General features: G+C 51.2%; 14 protein-coding genes. 5 read left to right on the top strand and 9 right to left on the bottom strand.

The window, feature by feature from the left end; genetic code table 11:
* Nucleotides 1-183 precede the first annotated feature (183 nt).
* Nucleotides 184-3,201, top strand: coding sequence for a hypothetical protein (locus tag ACO6UY_RS15115; RefSeq protein ID WP_422490481.1), 3,018 nt, complete (start codon nt 184-186; stop codon nt 3,199-3,201).
* Nucleotides 3,202-3,291: 90 nt separating this feature from the next.
* Here the strand turns inward: ACO6UY_RS15115 and ACO6UY_RS15110 are convergent, their stop codons facing one another.
* The 3 genes from ACO6UY_RS15110 to tsaD all read right to left on the bottom strand — a co-directional run bounded on the left by ACO6UY_RS15110 (nt 3,292) and on the right by tsaD (nt 5,459).
* Nucleotides 3,292-3,690, bottom strand: a complete 399-nt coding sequence (locus tag ACO6UY_RS15110; RefSeq protein ID WP_422447419.1) for a 2-amino-4-hydroxy-6-hydroxymethyldihydropteridine diphosphokinase — start codon at nt 3,688-3,690, stop codon at nt 3,292-3,294.
* A 6-nt stretch (nt 3,691-3,696) separates the two neighbouring features.
* Nucleotides 3,697-4,065, bottom strand: a complete 369-nt coding sequence (folB, locus tag ACO6UY_RS15105) for a dihydroneopterin aldolase (protein ID WP_422447421.1) — start codon at nt 4,063-4,065, stop codon at nt 3,697-3,699.
* Nucleotides 4,066-4,421: 356 nt separating this feature from the next.
* Complete coding sequence (tsaD, locus tag ACO6UY_RS15100) at nt 4,422-5,459, bottom strand: tRNA (adenosine(37)-N6)-threonylcarbamoyltransferase complex transferase subunit TsaD (RefSeq protein WP_422447423.1); 1,038 nt, start codon at nt 5,457-5,459, stop codon at nt 4,422-4,424.
* A gap of 521 nt (nt 5,460-5,980) precedes the next feature.
* Between tsaD and rpsU the strand changes: the two genes are divergently transcribed.
* The 4 genes from rpsU (at nt 5,981) to rpoD (ending at nt 10,969) form a co-directional block, all read left to right on the top strand.
* Complete coding sequence (gene rpsU, locus ACO6UY_RS15095) at nt 5,981-6,196, top strand: 30S ribosomal protein S21 (protein ID WP_020582360.1); 216 nt, start codon at nt 5,981-5,983, stop codon at nt 6,194-6,196.
* A 104-nt stretch (nt 6,197-6,300) separates the two neighbouring features.
* Nucleotides 6,301-6,750 carry a GatB/YqeY domain-containing protein gene (locus ACO6UY_RS15090; protein WP_422447426.1) on the top strand — a complete coding sequence of 150 codons (450 nt, stop codon included), beginning with the start codon at nt 6,301-6,303 and terminating at the stop codon, nt 6,748-6,750.
* Nucleotides 6,751-6,822: 72 nt separating this feature from the next.
* Nucleotides 6,823-8,823 (top strand): DNA primase, encoded by a 2,001-nt coding sequence (gene dnaG, locus ACO6UY_RS15085; RefSeq protein ID WP_422468307.1) that lies wholly within the window; start codon nt 6,823-6,825, stop codon nt 8,821-8,823.
* A 316-nt stretch (nt 8,824-9,139) separates the two neighbouring features.
* Nucleotides 9,140-10,969, top strand: a complete 1,830-nt coding sequence (gene rpoD, locus ACO6UY_RS15080) for an RNA polymerase sigma factor RpoD (protein WP_422490479.1) — start codon at nt 9,140-9,142, stop codon at nt 10,967-10,969.
* A 91-nt stretch (nt 10,970-11,060) separates the two neighbouring features.
* On the opposite strand, the gene ACO6UY_RS15075 is transcribed toward rpoD, so the two are convergent.
* The 6 genes from ACO6UY_RS15075 to infB form a co-directional block, all read right to left on the bottom strand.
* Entirely contained in the window at nt 11,061-14,207 is a 3,147-nt protein-coding gene (locus tag ACO6UY_RS15075) for a hypothetical protein (RefSeq protein WP_422490477.1), read from the bottom strand.
* A 374-nt stretch (nt 14,208-14,581) separates the two neighbouring features.
* Entirely contained in the window at nt 14,582-16,711 is a 2,130-nt protein-coding gene (gene pnp, locus ACO6UY_RS15070; RefSeq protein WP_422490476.1) for a polyribonucleotide nucleotidyltransferase, read from the bottom strand.
* A gap of 325 nt (nt 16,712-17,036) precedes the next feature.
* Nucleotides 17,037-17,306, bottom strand: coding sequence for a 30S ribosomal protein S15 (gene rpsO / locus ACO6UY_RS15065; RefSeq protein WP_422490474.1), 270 nt, complete (start codon nt 17,304-17,306; stop codon nt 17,037-17,039).
* A 162-nt stretch (nt 17,307-17,468) separates the two neighbouring features.
* Nucleotides 17,469-18,545 carry a tRNA pseudouridine(55) synthase TruB gene (gene truB, locus ACO6UY_RS15060; protein WP_422490472.1) on the bottom strand — a complete coding sequence of 359 codons (1,077 nt, stop codon included), beginning with the start codon at nt 18,543-18,545 and terminating at the stop codon, nt 17,469-17,471.
* 3 nt (nt 18,546-18,548) lie between these two features.
* The gene (gene rbfA / locus ACO6UY_RS15055) at nt 18,549-18,947 is read right to left on the bottom strand and encodes a 30S ribosome-binding factor RbfA (RefSeq protein WP_101746600.1); all 399 of its coding nucleotides are present in this window, start codon (nt 18,945-18,947) and stop codon (nt 18,549-18,551) included.
* Nucleotides 18,948-19,106: 159 nt separating this feature from the next.
* A partial coding sequence (gene infB, locus ACO6UY_RS15050; protein WP_422490470.1) for a translation initiation factor IF-2 occupies nt 19,107-21,121 on the bottom strand: 2,015 nt, incomplete at its 5' end.

The following is a 21,121-nucleotide window of genomic DNA, read 5'->3' as shown; positions in this document are numbered from 1 at the left end:
ATACAGCGTTATGAGCTATTGATAATAATTTCAATCTCTTAACGCATTCCAAAGCACATTCTGGTTACTGACACTTCATTAATTAGTATTAAACTGGAACAAAACTCCAAATAAAGTGTCCAAATGTTCAGTCAATACTTTATTGATGTAATTAATCATACAAACTGAATAAGGACATAAACCATGGCAAACACAGGTCCAGTAACATCACAGGTAACTACGGCTCACATCCCACCGGTACCGCCGCCTCCACCGGGCGTCAAACCGTCTCCGGTTATTAATGCCCAGCCTGTGGCAACATCCACAACAACCCGGGTAGACAAGCAAACCCAAACGTCACAGCGGCAGCCACGACTTTTACTGCTGTCTGACAGAATTAAACAAGGCATCGCTGCCATAGGTGGCACACCGGCAGGGTCTGCGCAGAAATCTGTCCAGACAGAGCTTGCTCCGGTGAAACCTGCCAAGTCGACCCCGGTAGAAAAAACCACAGATGGCAAAGTCGCTGAAAGTCCAGCGAAAACTGCCGTAAAAACTGCTGAAAATCCAGCGAAAACCGCTGAAAAAACTGTTGATAAGCCAGCGAAAACTGCTGAAAAAACCGCTGAGATAAAATCTGAGAAAACGTCTGAGATTAAAGATCAGCCAATTACTGTCATTCACAAGCCCAGCCTGGGTGAGCGTGTAATTGAGAAGTTGAAAGTCGTGGGCTCATACCTTGTTGCCCCCTTAAAGCTCCTCTTTAACGCTGTTAAATTTGTTACCAAACCTCTGCAAGATTACGTGATTACCCCTGCTTACGAAGGGTTACTCTATGTATTCCATCCGGCCAAGTATAATGCCAGAAAGCTGGAGCAGAAAACCGCTGCACAGCAGGCTGAGGATGCTCTCAAGCAGGAAAGAAATCAGGCATTTGACAAGCTCTGTATGACAGAGGCCAACCAACGGCACAACAAATTTCACGAGGAATTGAATTGCGCAAGGCTGGCCGAGCACTACGGTGTTACCGACAAGGAAGTTCAAGACAAGGTAGACAGTCAAAAAGCTCGCGCTGAAGCCAACCACTTGTTCAATAAGCAACTGGCGGCTGAGAAGCTGAAGCTGCACAAAGAAAAAGTACTCCACGAAGATCCAAAAACTGGTGAAAAGTACTACTATACCCCGACCCGGACCCTGACGGTGGCTAATGAAAATAGTCGGGCAACCGTGACGGTTAAAGAGAAGACCCCGGGCGGTAAGGTGGTAGATCATTTACTGGATGCTGACCATGCATCAGTAGCCATGAGACTGGGTAACGACCCTGCGCTGGCCACCGCTGTGTACAATTACAACAAAGAATTGGCAGCTTACGAACAGTTATTGGCAGCCTTCATCAAGGACGATGCCAAATACCAGAAAGCCAAACAGAAAGCGGTGAAGAAAGGTAAAGCGCTTGATCAAAAAGCGCCTGTTCACCCTGGCGAGCCTCCCAAACGTCCTGTATTTAAATGCACTGACGAGAACGTGATCGCAGCATTCAAGCTGGTCAGAGAACAATATCACGCCAAGCTTCACGCAGCAGTACAAACGCTTGAAAAAGACGTGGCAACAATGACGGCTGATTTTGATGCGGCCTACCCGAACAACGGGGATACCAAAAAGCTCATCAAAAAAGAGTCGAATCCTGAAGCCTATAAAGCGGAAGTGCAGGCATGGGTTAAACAGTTAGAATCCTCGCTTGGAGAAATGCGCAAAGATCTGAAGAAGGCAGAAGCAGGCGGACACCAGTCTTCGGTTAAGTCATTAAATGAGCTCATCAGCAATCGGCAAAAGGATATCGATATCAACAAGCGCCACCTGGCAATCTATGCCAAAGAGTGCGAGAAGACCTCGATCCAACAAGAGCTTGAATACCTGAGCCAGATGTGCCCGAACCTTCAGGAACACCGTACACAAGACATTGATGACTGGAAAAACGGTGCACTTGTTCGTGACCCTCAAGATCCTGATTTCGATAAAAGGGTATCAGACAAACGCGACAGGCTGGACATTGGGCGTTTGAAAAACTGGGTTTACAAAGATGCCAAGGGTAACGCCCTGGATATCTTCACCAGAGATGCCGGCGGCAATGTCACTGGTGTCGACAAAACCATGTACGCCCAGGTGAACGATGTGATCATCCCCACGCCTGACAGGAAGCTGACCCTGGCTTACAACGGAAGAGTGTCTGCCCCGGATTACCAGAATCAGGAAGGCATGAAGTGGAGCAAGATGCGCCAGGCTCCATATCAAGGCTATGTTGCCCAGAGAGATGAAAATGGCAAAGTCCTGAAAGACAGTGATGGCAAGGTCAAATGGGAAGAGGCACCTGGCCGACTCAGCAACCACTGGGTGGTTAAGTACAGTGACGTTGATGGCAGGCATGAGGGCTACGATAAGTCCCAAACCATTGTCAAAAACAGCGCACTGGCCAGCCAACCGGAAGCTCCTGTTGTTGAACCCGAAGTTCCTGTTGTCATTAAACCCAAAGCTTCTTTTGAACCAACACCGGAACAAGCTGCCAGCCTGGCAGCCGCGATTGGAGAAAAACTCTTCGCTCTGACCGAGGAAAATGTGCATGCTCACAATGAGCTACAGGACGCAACAAGCAGCAAACCAAGAGTTCCTACTGTCGATGATGATCACTTCGAATTCTCTGCAAACAGTTCAGAGTCAGAGGCTGACGATGGCAAAAGCTGTACTGTCATGGCCAGAGAATTTTTCAAGCATATGGAACGAGAACGGAAGATCAGCGAATCAACGCGGATCTGTGACCGGTGGTTCTCTGAATTGCAGCGAACAAAGTCAACAGTGGAGGAAACAGAGGAGCCTGTAAAGCCAGTTAATCCCGAGCGCCAAGGTTTGTTGCTGAAGGAGATTTGCGATGACTCGACAGAGGTAGAAAAATTTCGCGCCGACAGTGAGTTCGTTGCAACCACAATAGCTGAGCGTGATGGCCGCCACCACGGCATTGGTAGTGAACCGCAGGTTGACAATGCTTCTGAGCAAAATAACGACGACGATGATGCTTCTTCCGTATATAGTGACCAAGAGTCCTTGGTTGGGCCATCCATTTTTCCTAAAGCTCTACCACCTACACCTGAGCAGCGCATGGTAGATTTCGGTAAATTACATAGTCTGACCACAGATGAGGAGATGAGCACTCTACAAGTTAGTACATAAGCACAGGCTATTTGCCATGTTTTTTCAGGCTAACCCCTGAATATTCTGGCCGTCTTTTCAAGACGGCCTTTTTTTATGGTAATTAAGTCGTTAACCAGATGACATCATATTCCTGTTTAACAGCTCCGTTACCAGGGGCCGAAACCAGGGTTCTTTAACCTGATTGATCAACTTTTCCACGGCAAGGGCACCAGAACTGTCCAACGCCAGCAAAAGGTCAATATCCGCAGCACAAAGGTGCTGTTCGCGATCCCTGCCCAGTTGCTCTTCAAGCCTCTTGCACCATTGCTGCAATGTCTCAGCACTCATGTCTGACTCAACGCAAACCACCCCGTTAATATAATCGGGAGCCTCAAGACCAACCGCTTTCGTGGTCACCAGCTCACTGACCGTGACCTTACCAAATCGCTGCTCCAGCGCAGCGATCATCTGACAACACTGATACTCAGCGTTAATATTGGAGCCAATACCCAGCACATAGACAGTCACTGCCAGCTATTCCTGTCCCATCATCTGTGTACGGGTTCGCTCACACCAGACAGTAGCAAGCGCATTGGTCAAAGCCTTCGGCTTGCGAATGGTGACAGCCACTTTATCCACCGAAAAATGCTCCAGCACCTGAGTGATGATACCGCCAGCCAGTGCCTCAATGAGCTGATACCGGGAGGCCTCACAAAATGCCCTGACCTGTCGGGTAATAGCGTCGTAATCCAGCGCATCCTGCAGGTCGTCACTGGTGAACGCGCGGGTAAAATCAGTCGTCAGTTCCAGGTCCAGCACCAATGGCTGCGGTGCTTCATGCTCAAACTCATAAACACCGATGACCGCCCGGGTTTCAATGGCTTCTATTCGTACTTTATCCATAGGAGTCACACTCACGCTCTTTTAATCATGAAAACAGTGGCGCAGAAAACGAAATCTAAAGAGGCTGTCGCTAAAAAAGAAAATCAACATCAAACCACAAAGGTAAAGATGGGCGCGACCTGCTCGACAGGTAACATCAGAACAAAAACTTTGTGCCTCCGTGCCTTTGTGGTTCCCTTCTTTAAAAGGCTTCTAGGAGGCTGACCGAGAATAGCGCCCGTAGCGAGGATGGCAGAAAATTGAGGATAAAAAGTCGGAAATTTTTAGTGAATAGTGGTTCTATTTGCTAAAAATTTCCGACTTTTTAGACCAATTTGCTGCCACCGCAGTAGGGCAGTCTATTCTCGGTCAGCCTCCTAGCCAACCGGCTCCAGCTCTTCCATAGGCCAGCGGGGCACAGGCACTACTTCAGGCCCATCGCTCTGACCAGCAAGCAGCCGCTGACAGCCAGCATAAGCGATCATGGCACCATTATCCGTGCAGAACTGAGGGCGGGCATAACGCAGTACCGCACCTTCTTTTTCCACCATGGATTCCAGGGCAGCCCGCAGTGACTGATTGGCACTAACGCCTCCGGCAATAATCAGCTGCTTCATACCGGTCTGCTGCAGGGCACGACGACATTTGATGGTCAGGGTTGCCACCACCGCCTGTTCAAAGGCACGGGCAATATCCGCACGATCCTGATCCGCAGGCTCTTTGGCTATCGCTTCTTTACGGCATTTTGCCACGGTATTAAGGGTATAGGTTTTCAAGCCACTGAAGCTGAAATCCAGTCCCGGGCGATCGGTCATGGGCCGTGGGAAACGAAAACGCCCTTCCTGCCCCTGTTCTGCCAGCCGGGCAATGGCAGGACCGCCAGGGTAATCCAGACCCAGCATCGCGGCCACTTTATCAAAAGCTTCGCCGGCGGCATCATCAACCGACTCGCCCAGCAGAGTGTAACGACCAATACCAGCCACCTGCACCAGCTGAGTGTGGCCACCGGATACCAGCAGCGCCACAAATGGAAACGCTACGGGTGTTTCTTCCAGCATGGGTGCCAGCAAATGACCTTCCATATGGTGAACCCCCACCGATGGTATACCCCAGGCCCAGGCCAGAGCCTTGCCAATACAGGCTCCCACCATCAGGGCCCCCACCAGCCCGGGGCCACGGGTGTAGGCGATGGCGTCGATCTGATCTTTACTGATGCCTGCCTGCTCAAGCACCTGGTTAATCAGGGGCAATACTCTCTGGATATGGTCTCTGGAAGCCAGTTCAGGTACCACACCACCGTAATCGATGTGCATATCAATCTGACTGAACAGGGCATCGCTCAGCAGACCTTTCCCGCTGTCATAGAGGGCAATGCCGGTCTCATCGCAGGAAGTTTCTATCCCGAGAACAATCATTAAACCAACCTGTGAAACAATGTGTGCAAAAAGAGTCAGTGAAATTCCCGAATCCGGGTATTTCATAAAGGGGAAGAATCATACGTTAAGTAGTTGGCCAAATGGAATCGTATATTTCTGGCTAAGTGGGCAGTTACTATGCAAGGCACAACGCAGGGAGCATAGCCGTAGCTATGTGACCGGAGTTGTAACGCCGCAGAGTGACTGTCCACTTAGCCAGAAAATATGATTTCATTTGGTTAACTACTTAAGTAGGCGTTTTTTGCATTTTTGCTGAATAAGCTTTAAAATTCGCGCCCTTGAAAAACTGCGACTAATCTGTCTTGTTAATGTGAGTATTAACGTCCTGCTTTGGGTAAAGTCCCGTCTTTTCAAAGCACGATACTGGTAATCACAGAGGTGATTTATCGCATTCGCGCAGCATTGGCTGTAATCCAGCCGTGAGTTTTTTAGCCTTCAGTCGCACTGACCGGGGCGGATTCATGGTCAACATTTGTTATTAAAAGGAAGGTGATCTCTGCATGCCTGCTGTTAAAGTTAAAGAGAATGAACCGTTTGACGTAGCCCTGCGCCGTTTCAAGCGCTCTTGTGAAAAAGCTGGTATCCTGGCTGAAGTTCGTCGTCGTGAGCACTACGAAAAGCCAACTACCGTTCGCAAGCGCAAGGCCGCTGCTGCTGTTAAGCGTCATCTTAAAAAACTGCAGCGCGAGCAGCGTCGTCGTGAGCGTCTGTATTGATCAACTGACCCTAACGTCGGTTGCTTCAATCCTGTGATTTACGCGTTGACTACCATTAAGCTTTGAACCCACCAACCTTAACGTCAGGTAAAAAGGAACGTGTCATGAGTGATTGCATTGTCAGGGATCAACTGACAGAAGCCATGAAGGATGCCATGCGCAATCGCGACAAACCACGACTGGGTACTATCCGTTTGGCTCTGGCCGAACTGAAGCGAATTGAAGTCGATGAAAAGTCACTAGACGATCAACGTGCCCTGGCAGTACTGGACAAAATGGTAAAGCAGCGTCGCGATGCCATTGTACAGTTCGAGTCTGCCGGGCGCACGGATCTTGCCGAACAGGAAAAGCTGGAACTTGAGGTTCTTGCTGACTTTCTCCCCACCCCGCTATCAGAAACTGAAATCATCGAACTGGTCGACCTCGCCATTAACAGCACCGGTGCCTCCGGCATGGCCGACATGGGCAAGGTGATGGGTATTGTTAAACCACAGGCGCAGGGTCGTGCGGACATGTCATCCATCAGCAAAATCGTTAAATCCCGGTTAAGCTGACACTCACCCTGTCGGGTGATAGTATCTATCCAATAGTTATTTTCTTTTCTGTTTCAGGCGCAGCACTCCACCATGGCCGGACGGATTCCCCAGTATTTTATTGATGACCTCCTGACCCGCATTGATATCGTCGATGTGATCGATCACCGGGTTAAGCTGAAAAAAACCGGTCGCAACTACTCTGCCTGCTGTCCTTTCCACAAAGAGAAGACCCCGTCCTTTACGGTGAGCCCTGACAAGCAGTTCTACTACTGCTTTGGCTGCGGAGCCAGTGGCAATGCCGTTGGCTTTGTTATGGACCACGACCACCTGGACTTTCCTGAAGCGGTTGACACACTGGCAGGACAGCTGGGCCTGGAAGTCCCCAGGGAAGAAAACCCGCACCGACAACGGGGCCCGGACCACAGCGAACTATACCATCTGCTGGAGCGCGCAGTGGACTTCTATAGCCGCCAGCTGAAACAGCATGAACAATCCCCAAGGGCATCCCACTACCTGAAAAACCGGGGGCTTGATCCACAAACCTGCCAGCACTTTGCCATCGGCTTTGCACCGCCGGGCTGGGACAACCTGAAAAAAGAGCTGGCCACCTCACCAGAAAAAGAGCAGCAGCTGATCACCACCGGCATGCTGGTCAAAAATGAAGACCGCAATACGGTGTATGATCGTTTCCGGGAGCGCATCATTTTCCCTATCCGGGATAGCCGGGGTCGCTACATTGCGTTTGGCGGCCGTGTTCTGGGCGATGAAAAACCCAAGTACCTTAACTCGCCCGAATCCCCGGTTTTCCACAAAGGCAAAGAGCTTTACGGGCTGTTTGAAGCCCGGCAGGCCAACCGCAAGCTGAGCCGCATCCTGGTGGTTGAAGGGTATATGGATGTGGTGGCACTGGCCCAACAGGGAATCACCAACGCGGTGGCAACCCTTGGCACAGCCACCACCCCTGACCATATGCAGCGACTGTTCAAAGTGGTGCCTGAAGTCATTTTCTGCTTCGATGGCGATGATGCCGGCCGACGGGCGGCATGGCGTGCACTGGAATCGACACTGTCCAACATGCAGGATGGTCGTCAGGCCCGTTTCCTGTTTCTGCCACAGGGCGAAGATCCCGATAGCATGGTTCGCAAGGAAGGCTCCGAAAGCTTTATTGAGCGAATCAAGAGCCAGGCCATCAGCCTGGATAACTTACTGTTCCGGGAACTGGAGTCAGAGCTGGATCTGACCACCATGGATGGGCGTGCCCGTTTGGCCAAACTGGCTCAACCTTATCTTGATAAACTGCCGGAAGGCTTGTTTCGTCAGTTGCTGGTGAAAAAGCTCTCAGACCGGACAGGACTGGATACACACTACCTGGAAGCTCACTTTCAGGAAAGTGCCCGCACCAGAGAGTTATCCACAAGCCGACCAGAGCCGGAAACCCGCAACATCAGCCAGGAAGCACAGGTTCATCATGGTCATTATGAGCCAGCGCCTTTCTACGATGCAGACTACGAAGAAAGACAGTACGCACCAGAAGAACACCCGAGCAATAACACACCTGAGATTTCACGCAGGCCTTCAACCCGCCATCTGACCAACTCAGCCAGACTGGTGACCTGCGGTTATGCCATACGACAGTTATTATGCAATCCGGAGTTTGCCCGGGAAGTTTCCGAGCCATTTGACCACCTGAAACTGGAAAACGACAGTGACAGTCAATTACTGATCGACCTGTTAACCATCCTGAAAAAAGAGCCGTCACTGAAAGCCAGCACGCTTATTGCCCAATGGTACGACACAGAAAAAGGCCAGCGCCTGCAAGCCCTGGCCGCCCTGGATCACGGCACCACCGCGCACCGGGATGAGTTTCTGGAAACCCTGGCCAGCATTCGCAGGAAAGCAGGATTAAACCATCAGAAGAACCTGTACAAATCACTTATCCAGAGCTTCCAGAACAAAAAGCCGGGACAAATTAACGAAGAACTTCGCCAGCAGTTCCGTCAACATCAGGAAGCGTTCAGAGAGCAGATGACCCAGCAGCAGGCAACCGACAAAACACCCGGCAACCACCACGAAAAAAATGGGGAAAGTTAATCTTTTTTTTGGTAGTGTCAGACAAATGCCACCGATTCCTCGAATCCATGCATAAAAAAATAACTGCACAACAAAAAATATTAGGTATACTTGAATTTCACTGTGTCCCGTGGAACTGCATTATTGGCCACATTTCTAATTCAAACCCGGTCTGAAAACACCAAGGAAAGGTAACCCGCGTCATGGAATGCATTCCGGTACCTCGTCCAACCAAGTCGGGCCGCTGCCCTGTGGTACTATACCCAGTTTATGAGCTATAATTGCCTGCTTACGTTTTTTTGTCCGGTTCGTCAATATCCGCTGTTAAAGGGTTGATATGTCAGCAAATTCGCAACAACAATCCAGATTAAAAGAGCTTATCGCCCGTGGTAAGGAACAGGGGTACCTGACTTACGCGGAGGTTAATGACCATCTTCCGGAAGATATTTCCGATCCTGATCAGGTGGAAGATATTATCCGCATGATCAATGACATGGGTATCAGCGTCTACGAGACCGCTCCCGACGCCGATACCCTGCTCATGGCTGAAGCCGACACCGATGAAGCTGCCGCCGAAGAAGCAGCCGCAGCGCTTGCCGCCGTCGAACAGGAAGCAGGAAGAACCACTGATCCTGTCCGCATGTACATGCGGGAAATGGGTACCGTAGAGCTGTTAACCCGTGAGGGCGAAATCCAGATTGCCAAGCGCATCGAGGAAGGCTGGCGTGAAGTCATGTCGGCACTGGCTCAATTCCCCGGTTCTGCCCAGATTGTCCTCGACGAGTATGACCGCCTTACCGAAGAAGAAGGCCGCCTCACTGACGTTATCAGTGGCTATATAGATCCCGACGATGATACTGAGATCACCAATACCGATGATAACGATATCGAAATCGACGATTCACTTGATGACGATGACGACGATGGTGATGATGAAGACAGCGAAGAAGAGGGCGATAGCGGACTCGACCCGGAAGAGGCCAGAGAGCGCTTCACCCTTCTGAGAGATGCCCTGGAAAAAGCCACCAAGGCTATTGCCACTCATGGCCGTGATAACAGCCAGGTGGCACTTGAAGAACTGGCCGAGGCTTTTATGCCGCTGAAGCTGGTTCCACGCATCTTCGACATGCTGGTGTTCCGAATCCGCAATGCCGTGGAGCGCATCCGTGATAATGAGCGCGCGGTCATGCAGCTGTGTGTTCGCAAATCCAAAATGCCCCGCAAGATCTTCCTTAAGGCATTTCCGGGCAATGAAACCAACCTTGGCTGGATCGATGATCTGGCCGCTGGCAGCGGCGGTTACATAGATGCTTTGCAGAACTATCGCGAAGAGATTGTTCGCGCCCAGAAAAAGCTGGCCAATATCGAGAAAGAGTTTGATCTTTCCCTGGTCCAGATAAAAGACATCAACCGTAAAATGTCTCTTGGCGAAGCCCGTGCCCGCCGCGCCAAAAAAGAGATGGTTGAGGCCAACCTTCGTCTGGTTATTTCTATTGCCAAGAAATACACCAACCGAGGCCTGCAGTTCCTTGACCTGATTCAGGAAGGCAACATCGGTCTGATGAAGGCGGTGGACAAGTTCGAATATCGCCGTGGTTACAAGTTTTCGACCTATGCCACCTGGTGGATTCGTCAGGCGATTACCCGATCGATCGCAGATCAGGCTCGCACCATCCGTATTCCGGTTCACATGATTGAAACCATCAACAAGCTGAACCGGATCTCACGACAGATGTTGCAGGAGATGGGCCGGGAACCCACACCGGACGAACTGGCTGTGCGCATGGATATGCCAGAAGACAAGATTCGTAAGGTACTGAAGATCTCCAAAGAGCCTATCTCCATGGAGACACCCATTGGTGATGATGAAGATTCGCACCTGGGTGACTTTATTGAAGATGCTACCATGCAGTCGCCTATCGACCGGGCAACCGGTGAAGGCCTGAAGGAATCTACCCGCATGGTTCTGGCTGGCCTCACCGCTCGTGAAGCCAAGGTACTGAGAATGCGCTTCGGTATCGATATGAACACCGACCACACGCTGGAAGAAGTGGGCAAGCAGTTCGACGTTACCCGTGAGCGTATTCGTCAGATTGAAGCGAAGGCCCTGAGAAAACTGCGTCATCCAACGCGCTCAGATCACCTCCGCAGCTTCCTTGATGAGTAATCATCAACCATAAAAAAAGCACCACACGGTGCTTTTTTTATGGCTTGCACCAAGTGTGAACAAATGCTCAATGAGTGGAATCTACCCGCTCTTACGCAGGCTTCATCAGCGCAAGCAGTTCCTCGACAGCCTCCCTACTCTTAACCTCACACTCATTCAAAGGCCGGGTTTTTGATAACCAGTCGTTAACTCTGTGCTCAAAATCATGACGGCAAACATGGTGAGTCAATTTCATTTGAAGACTCTCAGTCAGCGCATCAAGGCGTTGATATTCTTCCTGAAGCCGGTTAGGTCGGCAGCCAGGTTTTCCTTCAGAGTGCAGGGCAATAAACTGTTTGGCTTTATTCAGGATAAGCAGACAGCCTATCAGCAAACCATAAATACGCTCCCCGGTGTTTTGGGGGTTGTGAAACAGAATGGTTTGAGGCAGGTCGAATGCTGCGCCTTTGTGCAATTGCTCTGTCAGCTGATCAAGGTTATCCGTGAGATATTGCAGCGTATCGTTCAGCAATCTGGTTTCTTCTGCAAACAACAAACACCATACCGGCCTCTCAACGCCAGGAACGAGAACGGGCAATCGTGATGCCTTTCCATCGGTTACTCTGGCGTCAACATAAACCTGAAAACCCATTGCCTTTACCCCCAGATCACCGTCTTTAAGATCAATACTGTAGGCCTTTGGCAATTTCATCGCCTGACATTCCGGGACAGGCCAGATGATGACACTTTGAGGGATGTCTGACTCACTGTCGGTATTCAGTGCCTGCAGCTTGTCAAAAAGGGTTCTGACAGATGCTTCTTTCGTGCAGATAATGTCAATCTCATCAAATGATGAGTGGAGGTTCTGTAAAAAGCGTGCGTATGAACCGGTAACCAGAATGGGAGGGTCGGTATAAGAATTATTAATTTCCTGAATAATCTCCAGTGTTTTCAGCGTTATTGAATTTAAATAAGTAACCTGACAAGAAAGTGGGCCTCCTTTGTCAAGATTGGCTGAACACCCGTTTACATCTGTGGAAAAACAGCCAAACCAGGCGTTGTCAGTAAACTGTTCAGGTGATCCGGGGTGCTCTCTACTGACCGCAACAGAAGCCTCAGCTTGACTGTCACAGGCTGAGCATTCTTGATGACTATCACTCCCACGGACAACGGTATTTTCTCGTTTAAACAGCATATTATCCATTATATTGGCTTCACAGCTGCATTGTTCAAACCAGAAGCCCAGAGCATGGCGCATCTTGCTTCCTTCAGAAAAACGTTGAAGACACTCCAGAACCTGATTCTTATGAACGTGTCGTCCATTAACCGACTGTCTTGTGATACAGCAATGCGCCAGGAAGAAGAAATGGATACGTGAACTCTGAAACGAGTTTCTCAGTCCTTTGATGGATTGCAATACCTGCTCTGCTGACACTCTCTGATGATCAATGGACAGCCCATAGTGCATAGCCATGAATTGCAATTGACATTGCAGTCGTTGTTGCTCGTCGTCTTTATGGGATGCGTTGTTTAAGATTTGCCAGGCCTCTTGAAGTATCTCCTGAGCTGCATTGTTTTCATCATAATGCCTGGGTTGTTTCAACTTTTGAATCAGATACCCGGCTTGCTTTACAGCATGATCGCCGGGTACTTCATTAAATACTTCTAACACTTGCCGGTTATCCAGACAGGCACCGTTCAATTCTCTTGCCGTTAATGCCAGCTGTACATAAAAATAAGCCCTTTCCATTAACCAGCCACCGCCTTCATAATCCTTAACCACTGCATCCGCTTCGACCAGCCGACCATTCAACGCCACTCCCCTGAGGCAACATTCCTGTTTGAAGCGCGTCATCCCCAGCCTGCCTTTCGAATTGTCCGGGAAATCCTTAATCACCGTATCCGGTGTAACCGGCTGGCCATTCAACGACAGCCCTCTCAGACAACATTCCTGTTTGAAGCGCGGCAGCTCCAGTGTTGCTTTGGCCTCCTCATAACCCTTAACCACCTCATCGGGTGTGACCTGCTGCCCCATTAACGGCACGCAGTTCAAGCAACATCGCTCTTTGAAGCGCGTCAAATCCAATACTGCCCTGGCTGCCTGATAACCCTTAACGACCGCCTCAGGTTTGACCTGCTGGCCTTCCAACAGCAGACCCTTCAGGCAACATGCCTCTTTGAAGCGCGCCTGTTCCAATATTGCACTGGCATCCTGATAACCCTTAAGCACCACATCCGGTGAGATCCGCTTGCCATTCAGTCGCAGGCCTCTCAGGCAACACTCCGATTTAAAGCGGGCCAGCTCCAGTGTCGCCTTGATTGCCTGATAATCCTTAACCACCGCCTCCGGTGTGACCGGTCGGCCATTCAATGGCAACCCCCTCAGGCAACATTCCACCTTAAAGCGCCCTATCCCCAGCTTGCCTTGCGGGCTACACGGGAAAGCCTTAATCACTGCATCCGGTGTGACTTGCTGGCCATTCAACGGCAGCCCCCTAAAGCAACATTCCGTCTTAAAGCGCGCCAACTCAAGTGTTGCACTGACTGCCTGATAAGCCTTAATCACCGCATCGGGAGTGACTTGCTGGCCATTCAATAACAGGCCCCTCAGGCAACATTCCGAGTTGAAGCGCGCCAGTGCCATTTTGCCTTCAGGACTACCCGGAAAATCCTTAACCACTGCATCCGGTCTGACCTGGCGACCATTCAATAGCAACCCCCTCAGGCAACAGAGTTGCTTGAAACGGGCCAGTTCCAGTGATGCTTTGGCTGCCTGATATTCTTTTACCACCACATCCGGCGTGACCTGCTGACCATGCAACAGCCGCCCCCTTATACAACATTGCGATTTGAAGCGCGCTATCGCTAATTTGTACTTATTTTGATTTGGCTTCCGGTTGAATTCCTGAATGACCTGATCCGGGAATACTTTTTGATTGTTATAAAGAATGTTCTTTAAGCAAAGCCTCTCAAGGAATAAACCACTCCTGAGAGACGTTGTATCATTTCTATAAGCTGAGAGCACATCAGCCGGGGTGATTTGACGTCCCTGCAATAGTTTTTTTTGCCAAAAGGCATCCTCAATATCCTTGCCATCATTCAGCGCTGAGGCTGTATCTTTATGAGTCTGATAGACTCTTTTACCGTTAAATCTGTTTCTGGAGCTGTCAGGAATACCGCTTGAACTGACTTGCCGGTCAACTCTAGCAGGCTTTCGATGGGAGTCGGTTGATGATGCCTTCAGAATAAAGCCCTGCACGCCTGGACTATGAATACCGAAGTTTGACCTCAAGAGGATTATTAGGTTCCACTGCCATGTGGGTTAAACACAGTCAGACTAGGAGGCTGTCCGAGAATAGACTGCCCTACTGCGGTTGCGATAAATTGGTCTAAAAATTCCTGCTTCTTCGTCAAATAGCCCCGCTATTCTCCTCAGAAGCAGAAATTTTTATCCTCAATTTCTCGCAATCCTCGCTACGGGCGCTATTCTCGGACAGCCTCCTCGTGAAAAAAGTGACTCTCATTTTTCTTGCGGGTCACAGAGTAACTCCATCAGGGAGTAGCAGAAAATTTTGATGTGCAACCAGATATTGAGAGAGACTGGCACTGAGGCCAGCCTCTTTGAAGCGGTGATTATTCAGCCGCTGCAGCCTGCTGCTCTTTAATACGAGCAACTTCTTTCATGCTCAGCTTAATACGACCACGGTTGTCCAGATCCATCACAACCACTTCAAGCTTCTGTCCCATCTTGACGTAGTCAGCAACGTTCTCAACCCGATGATCAGCAATCTGGGAAATATGCACCAGGCCATCCTGACCTGGCAGGATATTAACAAAAGCACCAAACTCAACAATGCGAGTTACCGTACCGTGGTAAATCTTGCCGATTTCCGCTTCAGCAGTGACGCCGTAGACACGGTCATAAGCTGCCTGACAGGCTTCCCGGGTCTCACCATAAATTTTAACGGTGCCGTCGTCAGCAATATCAACCGATGCACCGGTATCTTCACAGATAGAACGGATAGTGGCACCACCTTTACCAATAACATCACGAATCTTGTCCTGATCAATCTTCAGGGTCATGGTCATTGGTGCGTTTGGCGACAGTTCACTGCGGGAACGGGCGATGACTTTATTCATCTCGGCCAGGATATGCAGACGCGCATGCAGAGCCTGGTCAAGGGCGATATCCATGATCTCTTCCGTGATACCGGCAATCTTGATGTCCATCTGCAACGCCGTAACACCGTGGGCCGTTCCAGCCACTTTAAAGTCCATATCACCCAGGTGATCTTCATCACCCAGAATATCGGTCAGGACTGCAAACTGCTCGCCTTCCTTAACCAGACCCATGGCGATACCGGCAACCGGTGCCTTCAGAGGCACACCGGCATCCATCAGCGCCAGGGAAGAGCCACAGACGGAAGCCATGGAGCTGGAACCATTGGATTCGGTAATTTCAGACACCACACGGATGGTATAAGGGAACTCTTCTTCACCGGGCAGTACTGCCTGAATACCACGACGGGCAAGACGACCATGGCCGATTTCACGGCGTCCCGGAGGACCCATACGACCAGCCTCGCCTACAGAGTAGGGAGGGAAGTTGTAATGCAGCATGAACGGGTCACGGCTTTCACCTTCCAGGGCGTCGACAAACTGCGCATCACGGGCAGTACCCAGCGTTGTGGTGACGATAGCCTGAGTTTCACCACGGGTGAACAGGGCGGAACCGTGGGTCTTTTTCAGAACGCCAACTTCTACCGTGATCGGGCGAACGGTTTTGGTATCACGACCATCGATACGCGGCTGACCGTTAATGATGTTGCCACGGACGACGGACTTTTCCAGTTTGCTGAAGTAGGTCTGAACATCATCCGCACTGAACTTGCCTTCGTCTTCGCCAACCAGCTCAGCTTCAGCTTCAGCGCGCAGTTCCGCCAGCTTGTTGCTGCGCTCCTGCTTGATGGTGATGCCATAGGCCTCACGAATTTTCTGCTCAAAGCCAGCAGCAACGGCTTCTTTCACTGCCGTTTTTTCTGGCTCTGGCTGCCAGTCCCAGGTTGGCTTACCGGCTTCTGCCGCAAACTCTTTAATGGCAGCAATAACCGCCTGGTACTCCTGCTGGGCAAACAGAACCGCACCCAGCATTTCATCTTCTGTCAGTTCCTGCGCTTCGGACTCAACCATCAGCACAGCGTCGCTGGTACCGGCAACCACCATGTCCAGCTCAGACTTTTTCATCTGCTCGAAAGATGGGTTCAGGATGTAACCGTCGTCTTCAGTGAAACCAACACGGGCAGCACCCACAGGACCGACAAAGGGAATACCGGAAATAGCCAGGGCCGCAGACGTGGCAATCATGCCCAGAATGTCAGGATCGTTCTTCTTATCCACCGACATTACCGTGATGATGACCTGAACTTCGTTCATGAATCCTTTCGGGAACAGCGGACGGATAGGACGGTCAATCAGACGGGAAGTCAGCGTCTCTTTTTCGCTGGCCTTACCTTCACGTTTCAGGAAACCGCCGGGAATTTTACCCGCCGCGTAAACCTTTTCCTGGTAGTGAACGGATAATGGGAAAAAGTCCTGACCATCACGGGCACTTTTAGCACCCACTACCGTCGCCAGAACCTGCAGCTCACCCATGGTTGCCAGCACGGCACCGGTGGCCTGACGGGCAACCCGTCCAGTTTCCAGGGTCACGGTGTGTTCACCGAACTGGAAAGTCTTTGTCAATGCTTTTGGAGCAATACTCACGTTATTTTCCTTTATTACCAAACGATATCACCCCACCTGCATCCACACTGTCATAGAGATGGATGCAATTCAGAGACCTCTGAATCGAAGTCTCTGAATTGCACCCCATGCAGACAGAGTGCAGGCATGGGTAATTCTTGCCCAAGACTACCAGAGAAAACAGAGCCCGGCAGTCGCAACCCGCAGAGAGATAATGCCCGGGCTGACAACATTCTCAACCCGCAAATAACAAAACACCGCCAGCCACAGATAGTGCAGCTCGCGGTGCCTTGACTGAGGGAGGTGATATCAAGACACCACCACCCAATATGACTGTATCAAACGATTAGCGACGCAGACCCAGAAGCTGGATCAGGCTGCGGTAACGTTCAACATCCTTACGCTTCAGGTAGTCCAGCAGGTTACGACGCTGGTTTACCATGCGAATCAGACCACGACGAGAGTGATGATCCTTGTGATTCGCCTTGAAGTGTCCCTGCAGACATTCGATGTTAGCGGTCAGCAGAGCCACCTGAACTTCAGGGGAACCGGTGTCGCCTTCAGTGCGAGCGAATTTCTTCAGGATTTCAGCTTTCTGTTCAGCAGTCAAAGCCATTGTTCAATCTCCAGATAATATGCAATACAGATAACCGGCATGACCGTGCATATTTACAGCCAGCCATTCAAACAAGCGACGAATTCTATCACTATGTTGTGAACGCGTCCAAAAAAACTATATAAGCAGTTGGGCAAATGGAATCGCGTATTTCAGGCTGAATCAGCCTTTGACCAGACGCTTGGGTGCTACCAGGCCATCATCGGTAATTTCGCCGATACCCAGGAACACCATGCCTTCAACACCTTCAGCAACGCCATAGATGCGGACATTGCCGGATGTCGGTGCCTGAGGCACCTGGACCGGGTTCCCCTGAGAAACATAATAACTGCTGGTTGCGCCCAGTTTGACCTGCGGCCAGTCACTGACAGCACTATCCTGAGGCAACAACAGGTCATCAATAACACGATCACCAGCCTTGTTGCGGATTTTTGACAACTCCCTCAGGCGCTCTGACTGCGCTGGTTCCAGCTTGTCGCGGCCCAGCTCCTCCGCCAGTCCGGACAGCTCGGCAAACTCAATGCGCTGGTCGACATCCAGGGCCGACTCACGGGCTTCATCCCGCATGGCCGCCAGCTCATCCAGGGAGTGCGCCTGATGCTCAGTGTAAGGGCCTGCCTTGAGGCGCTTCAGCTCAGCAACATGACCAAGGCAGCCCAGGGCCTCACCAATATCTTCAACCAGCGTGCGGATATAGGTTCCCTTGGTGCAATCCACCTCGAAGACACACTCATCCCCATCAAAGTCCAGCAGCTCCAGACGATGAATGGTAATGGTGCGCGAAGGGCGCTCAATTTCAATCCCTTCCCGGGCATATTCGTACAATGGCCTGCCGTTGTGCTTGAGCGCAGAGAACATGCTGGGCACCTGCTCAACATCACCCCGGAACTGGTGCAGAATGGCCTCCACATCAGAACGGGTGACCGTCACCGGACGCTCTTCGACAATCTCCCCCTCACGATCACCTGTGGTGGTTCTCACCCCCATTTTCATGGTGGTGCGGTAGGATTTATCAGAATCCAGCAAATACTGGGAAAACTTGGTGGCCTCCCCCAGACAGATGGGTAAAACGCCCGTTGCCAGCGGATCAAGGCTGCCGGTATGGCCCGCCTTGGCGGCATTAAACAACCGCTTCACCCGCTGGAGCACCTCGTTGGAAGAAGCGCCATAGACTTTATCAACCACAATAATACCGTCCATCGGACGGCCACGATTAGCGCGTCGACCTCTTCTGGCCATGACTTACTCCTCGGTACCTTCTTCTGAGCCTTTATCCGCTTTAGCGTCTTTGGCAACCGCCTGATCGATCAGCGAGGACAGGTAAGCCCCGCGCCGCAGACTGTTGTCATAGTAAAAGCGGAGTCGCGGGGTAAACCTCAGCTTGATGGCCCTGGCCAGCTGAGAACGCAGGAACCCCGCGGCCTGACTCAATATCTCCAGGGATTGATCAATTTTTTCCTGATCATCCACCCCAAGAAACGAGACATAAACATCTGCAAAAGCGAGATCCCGACTTACTTCGACCACACTGACCGTGACCATGCCAAGACGAGGATCTTTCATTTCCAGCTGAATCAGCTGAGCCAGTTCTTTCTGAATCTGGTCGGCTACTCGCTGGGTACGACTGTACTCTTTAGCCATTGAATACTCACTCCGTAAACCACAATACCCAAAAGGCACAAAAGGCACAGAGACACAAAGCAATCCTTCCCTTTGTGACTTTGTGCCTTTGTGGTTAAAAAAGCCTGCGGGAAAAACCGCAGGCTCTGGCGTCTATTTCACATTCACACGCATAACGAATTAAAGCGTACGCTGTACTTCAATCGTCTTGTAAACCTCGATCTTGTCACCAGGCTTAACGTCGTTGTAGCTCTTAACGGCGATACCACACTCCATACCGTTACGAACTTCGTTGACATCATCCTTGTAACGACGCAGAGACTCCAGCTCACCTTCGTAGATCACCACGTTATCACGCAGTACGCGGATACGGTCGTTGCGGTACACGGTACCTTCAATAACCATACAGCCAGCCACAGCGCCAAACTTCGGTGAACGGAATACTTCACGAACTTCAGCGGTACCCACGATCTGTTCACGGGTATCGGAGCCCAGCATACCGGTCAGCGCTTTCTTAACGTCATCAATGATGTCGTAGATAACACTGTAGTAACGCAGATCCAGCTCTTCAGTCTCTACCACTTTACGGGCAGAAGCATCGGCACGAACGTTAAAGCCAACGATAACGGCGTTGGAAGCCAGGGCCAGGTTGGCGTCGGTTTCGGTAATACCACCAACACCACCAGAGATAACCCTTACTTCGACCTCATCGTTACCCTGCTCTTCCAGAGAAGCGGTCAGCGCCTCCAGGGAGCCTCGTACGTCTGCCTTGAGGACGATGTTGAGCGTCTTCTTATCTTCAGTTCCCATTCTGGAGAACATATTCTCCAGTTTGGAAGCCTGTTGACGAGCCAGCTTGACTTCGCGGAACTTGCCTTGACGAAACAGGGCGATTTCACGGGCTTTACGCTCATCGCGAACCACCAGCATTTCGTCACCGGCATCCGGCGTACCATCCAGACCCAGAATCTCTACCGGGATAGAAGGGCCTGCTTCTTTGATGGGCTGGCCGTTCTCATCCAGCATCGCACGTACACGACCGTACTGCTGTCCCACCAGGATATTATCACCCTGATTCAGCTTACCGCCCTGCACCAGAACGGTGGCCACAGGACCACGACCTTTATCCAGTCGGGACTCAACAACGACGCCACGGGCAGGACCTTCATCCGGAGCAGTCAGCTCAAGCACTTCGGCCTGAAGAATAACTGCTTCCAGCAGATCTTCAACACCTTCACCGGTCAGGGCGGATACTGGCATAAACTGCGTATCGCCACCCCACTCCTCAGGAATAACGTCACGGGCAGACAGCTCGTTTTTCACCCGATCCGGATCTGCTTCCGGCTTATCCATCTTGTTCACGGCAACCACGATAGGTACGCCAGCCGCTTTCGCGTGTTGCACCGCTTCTTCGGTCTGCGGCATGACACCATCGTCAGCAGCAACAACCAGGATAACGATATCCGTCGCCTTGGCACCACGGGCACGCATGGCGGTAAAGGCCGCGTGTCCAGGCGTATCCAGGAAGGACACCATGCCACGATCCGTTTCTACGTGGTAGGCACCAATGTGCTGGGTAATACCACCGGCTTCGCCAGCCTGAACGCGACTCTTACGAATGTAGTCCAGCAGCGAGGTCTTGCCGTGGTCAACGTGACCCATAACGGTCACTACAGGCGCACGGGGCCTGGCTTCGTAAGCAACGTCTTCCAGCTGATCATCCACCAGGGTGTCTTCGATGGCGTCTGCCTTGGTCAGCTTGTATTTGTGGCCCATTTCTTCAACCACGATACTGGCAGTATCCTGATCGATAACCTGGTTGATGGTTACCATGGAGCCCATTTTGAACATGGCCTTGATAACGTCCGCCGCTTTGATGGCCATCTTGCTGGCCAGCTCTGCAACCGTGATGGTTTCCGGGATGGAAACTTCACGAACAACCGGCGCTGTCGGCTTGGTAAAGCCGTGAGCCGCCATGGACTCAGGTGCCATGGTACGGGCAAACTTGCGACTGCCGCCACGGCGATCATCACGCTCGTTGCGACCACCTTTACCACGGCGTGGCAGATCGTCATTGTCATTACGACGATCTTTACCCTTGCTGCCACGCTTGTTGCGGGACTTGCGGTCATCTGCCGGCGGCGGTGCATCACCGAAAGAAGGTGCCGGAGCGCCACCAGTGCGCTGACCACGAT

The organism is Endozoicomonas sp. ALE010, assembly GCF_049310165.1.
Classification (GTDB): Bacteria; Pseudomonadota; Gammaproteobacteria; order Pseudomonadales; family Endozoicomonadaceae; genus Endozoicomonas.
Note: the sequence above shows the minus strand (reverse complement) of the source record. Positions and strands in the feature narration are given on the sequence as shown.

Coding starts and splice junctions, on each gene's coding strand:
- ACO6UY_RS15115 (WP_422490481.1), top strand. CDS start 184: ATGGCAAACACAGGTCCAGTAACATCACAGGTAACTACGGCTCACATC.
- folB (WP_422447421.1), bottom strand. CDS start 4,065: ATGGATAAAGTACGAATAGAAGCCATTGAAACCCGGGCGGTCATCGGT.
- tsaD (WP_422447423.1), bottom strand. CDS start 5,459: ATGATTGTTCTCGGGATAGAAACTTCCTGCGATGAGACCGGCATTGCC.
- rpsU (WP_020582360.1), top strand. CDS start 5,981: ATGCCTGCTGTTAAAGTTAAAGAGAATGAACCGTTTGACGTAGCCCTG.
- ACO6UY_RS15090 (WP_422447426.1), top strand. CDS start 6,301: ATGAGTGATTGCATTGTCAGGGATCAACTGACAGAAGCCATGAAGGAT.
- dnaG (WP_422468307.1), top strand. CDS start 6,823: ATGGCCGGACGGATTCCCCAGTATTTTATTGATGACCTCCTGACCCGC.
- rpoD (WP_422490479.1), top strand. CDS start 9,140: ATGTCAGCAAATTCGCAACAACAATCCAGATTAAAAGAGCTTATCGCC.
- rpsO (WP_422490474.1), bottom strand. CDS start 17,306: ATGGCTTTGACTGCTGAACAGAAAGCTGAAATCCTGAAGAAATTCGCT.
- truB (WP_422490472.1), bottom strand. CDS start 18,545: ATGGCCAGAAGAGGTCGACGCGCTAATCGTGGCCGTCCGATGGACGGT.
- rbfA (WP_101746600.1), bottom strand. CDS start 18,947: ATGGCTAAAGAGTACAGTCGTACCCAGCGAGTAGCCGACCAGATTCAG.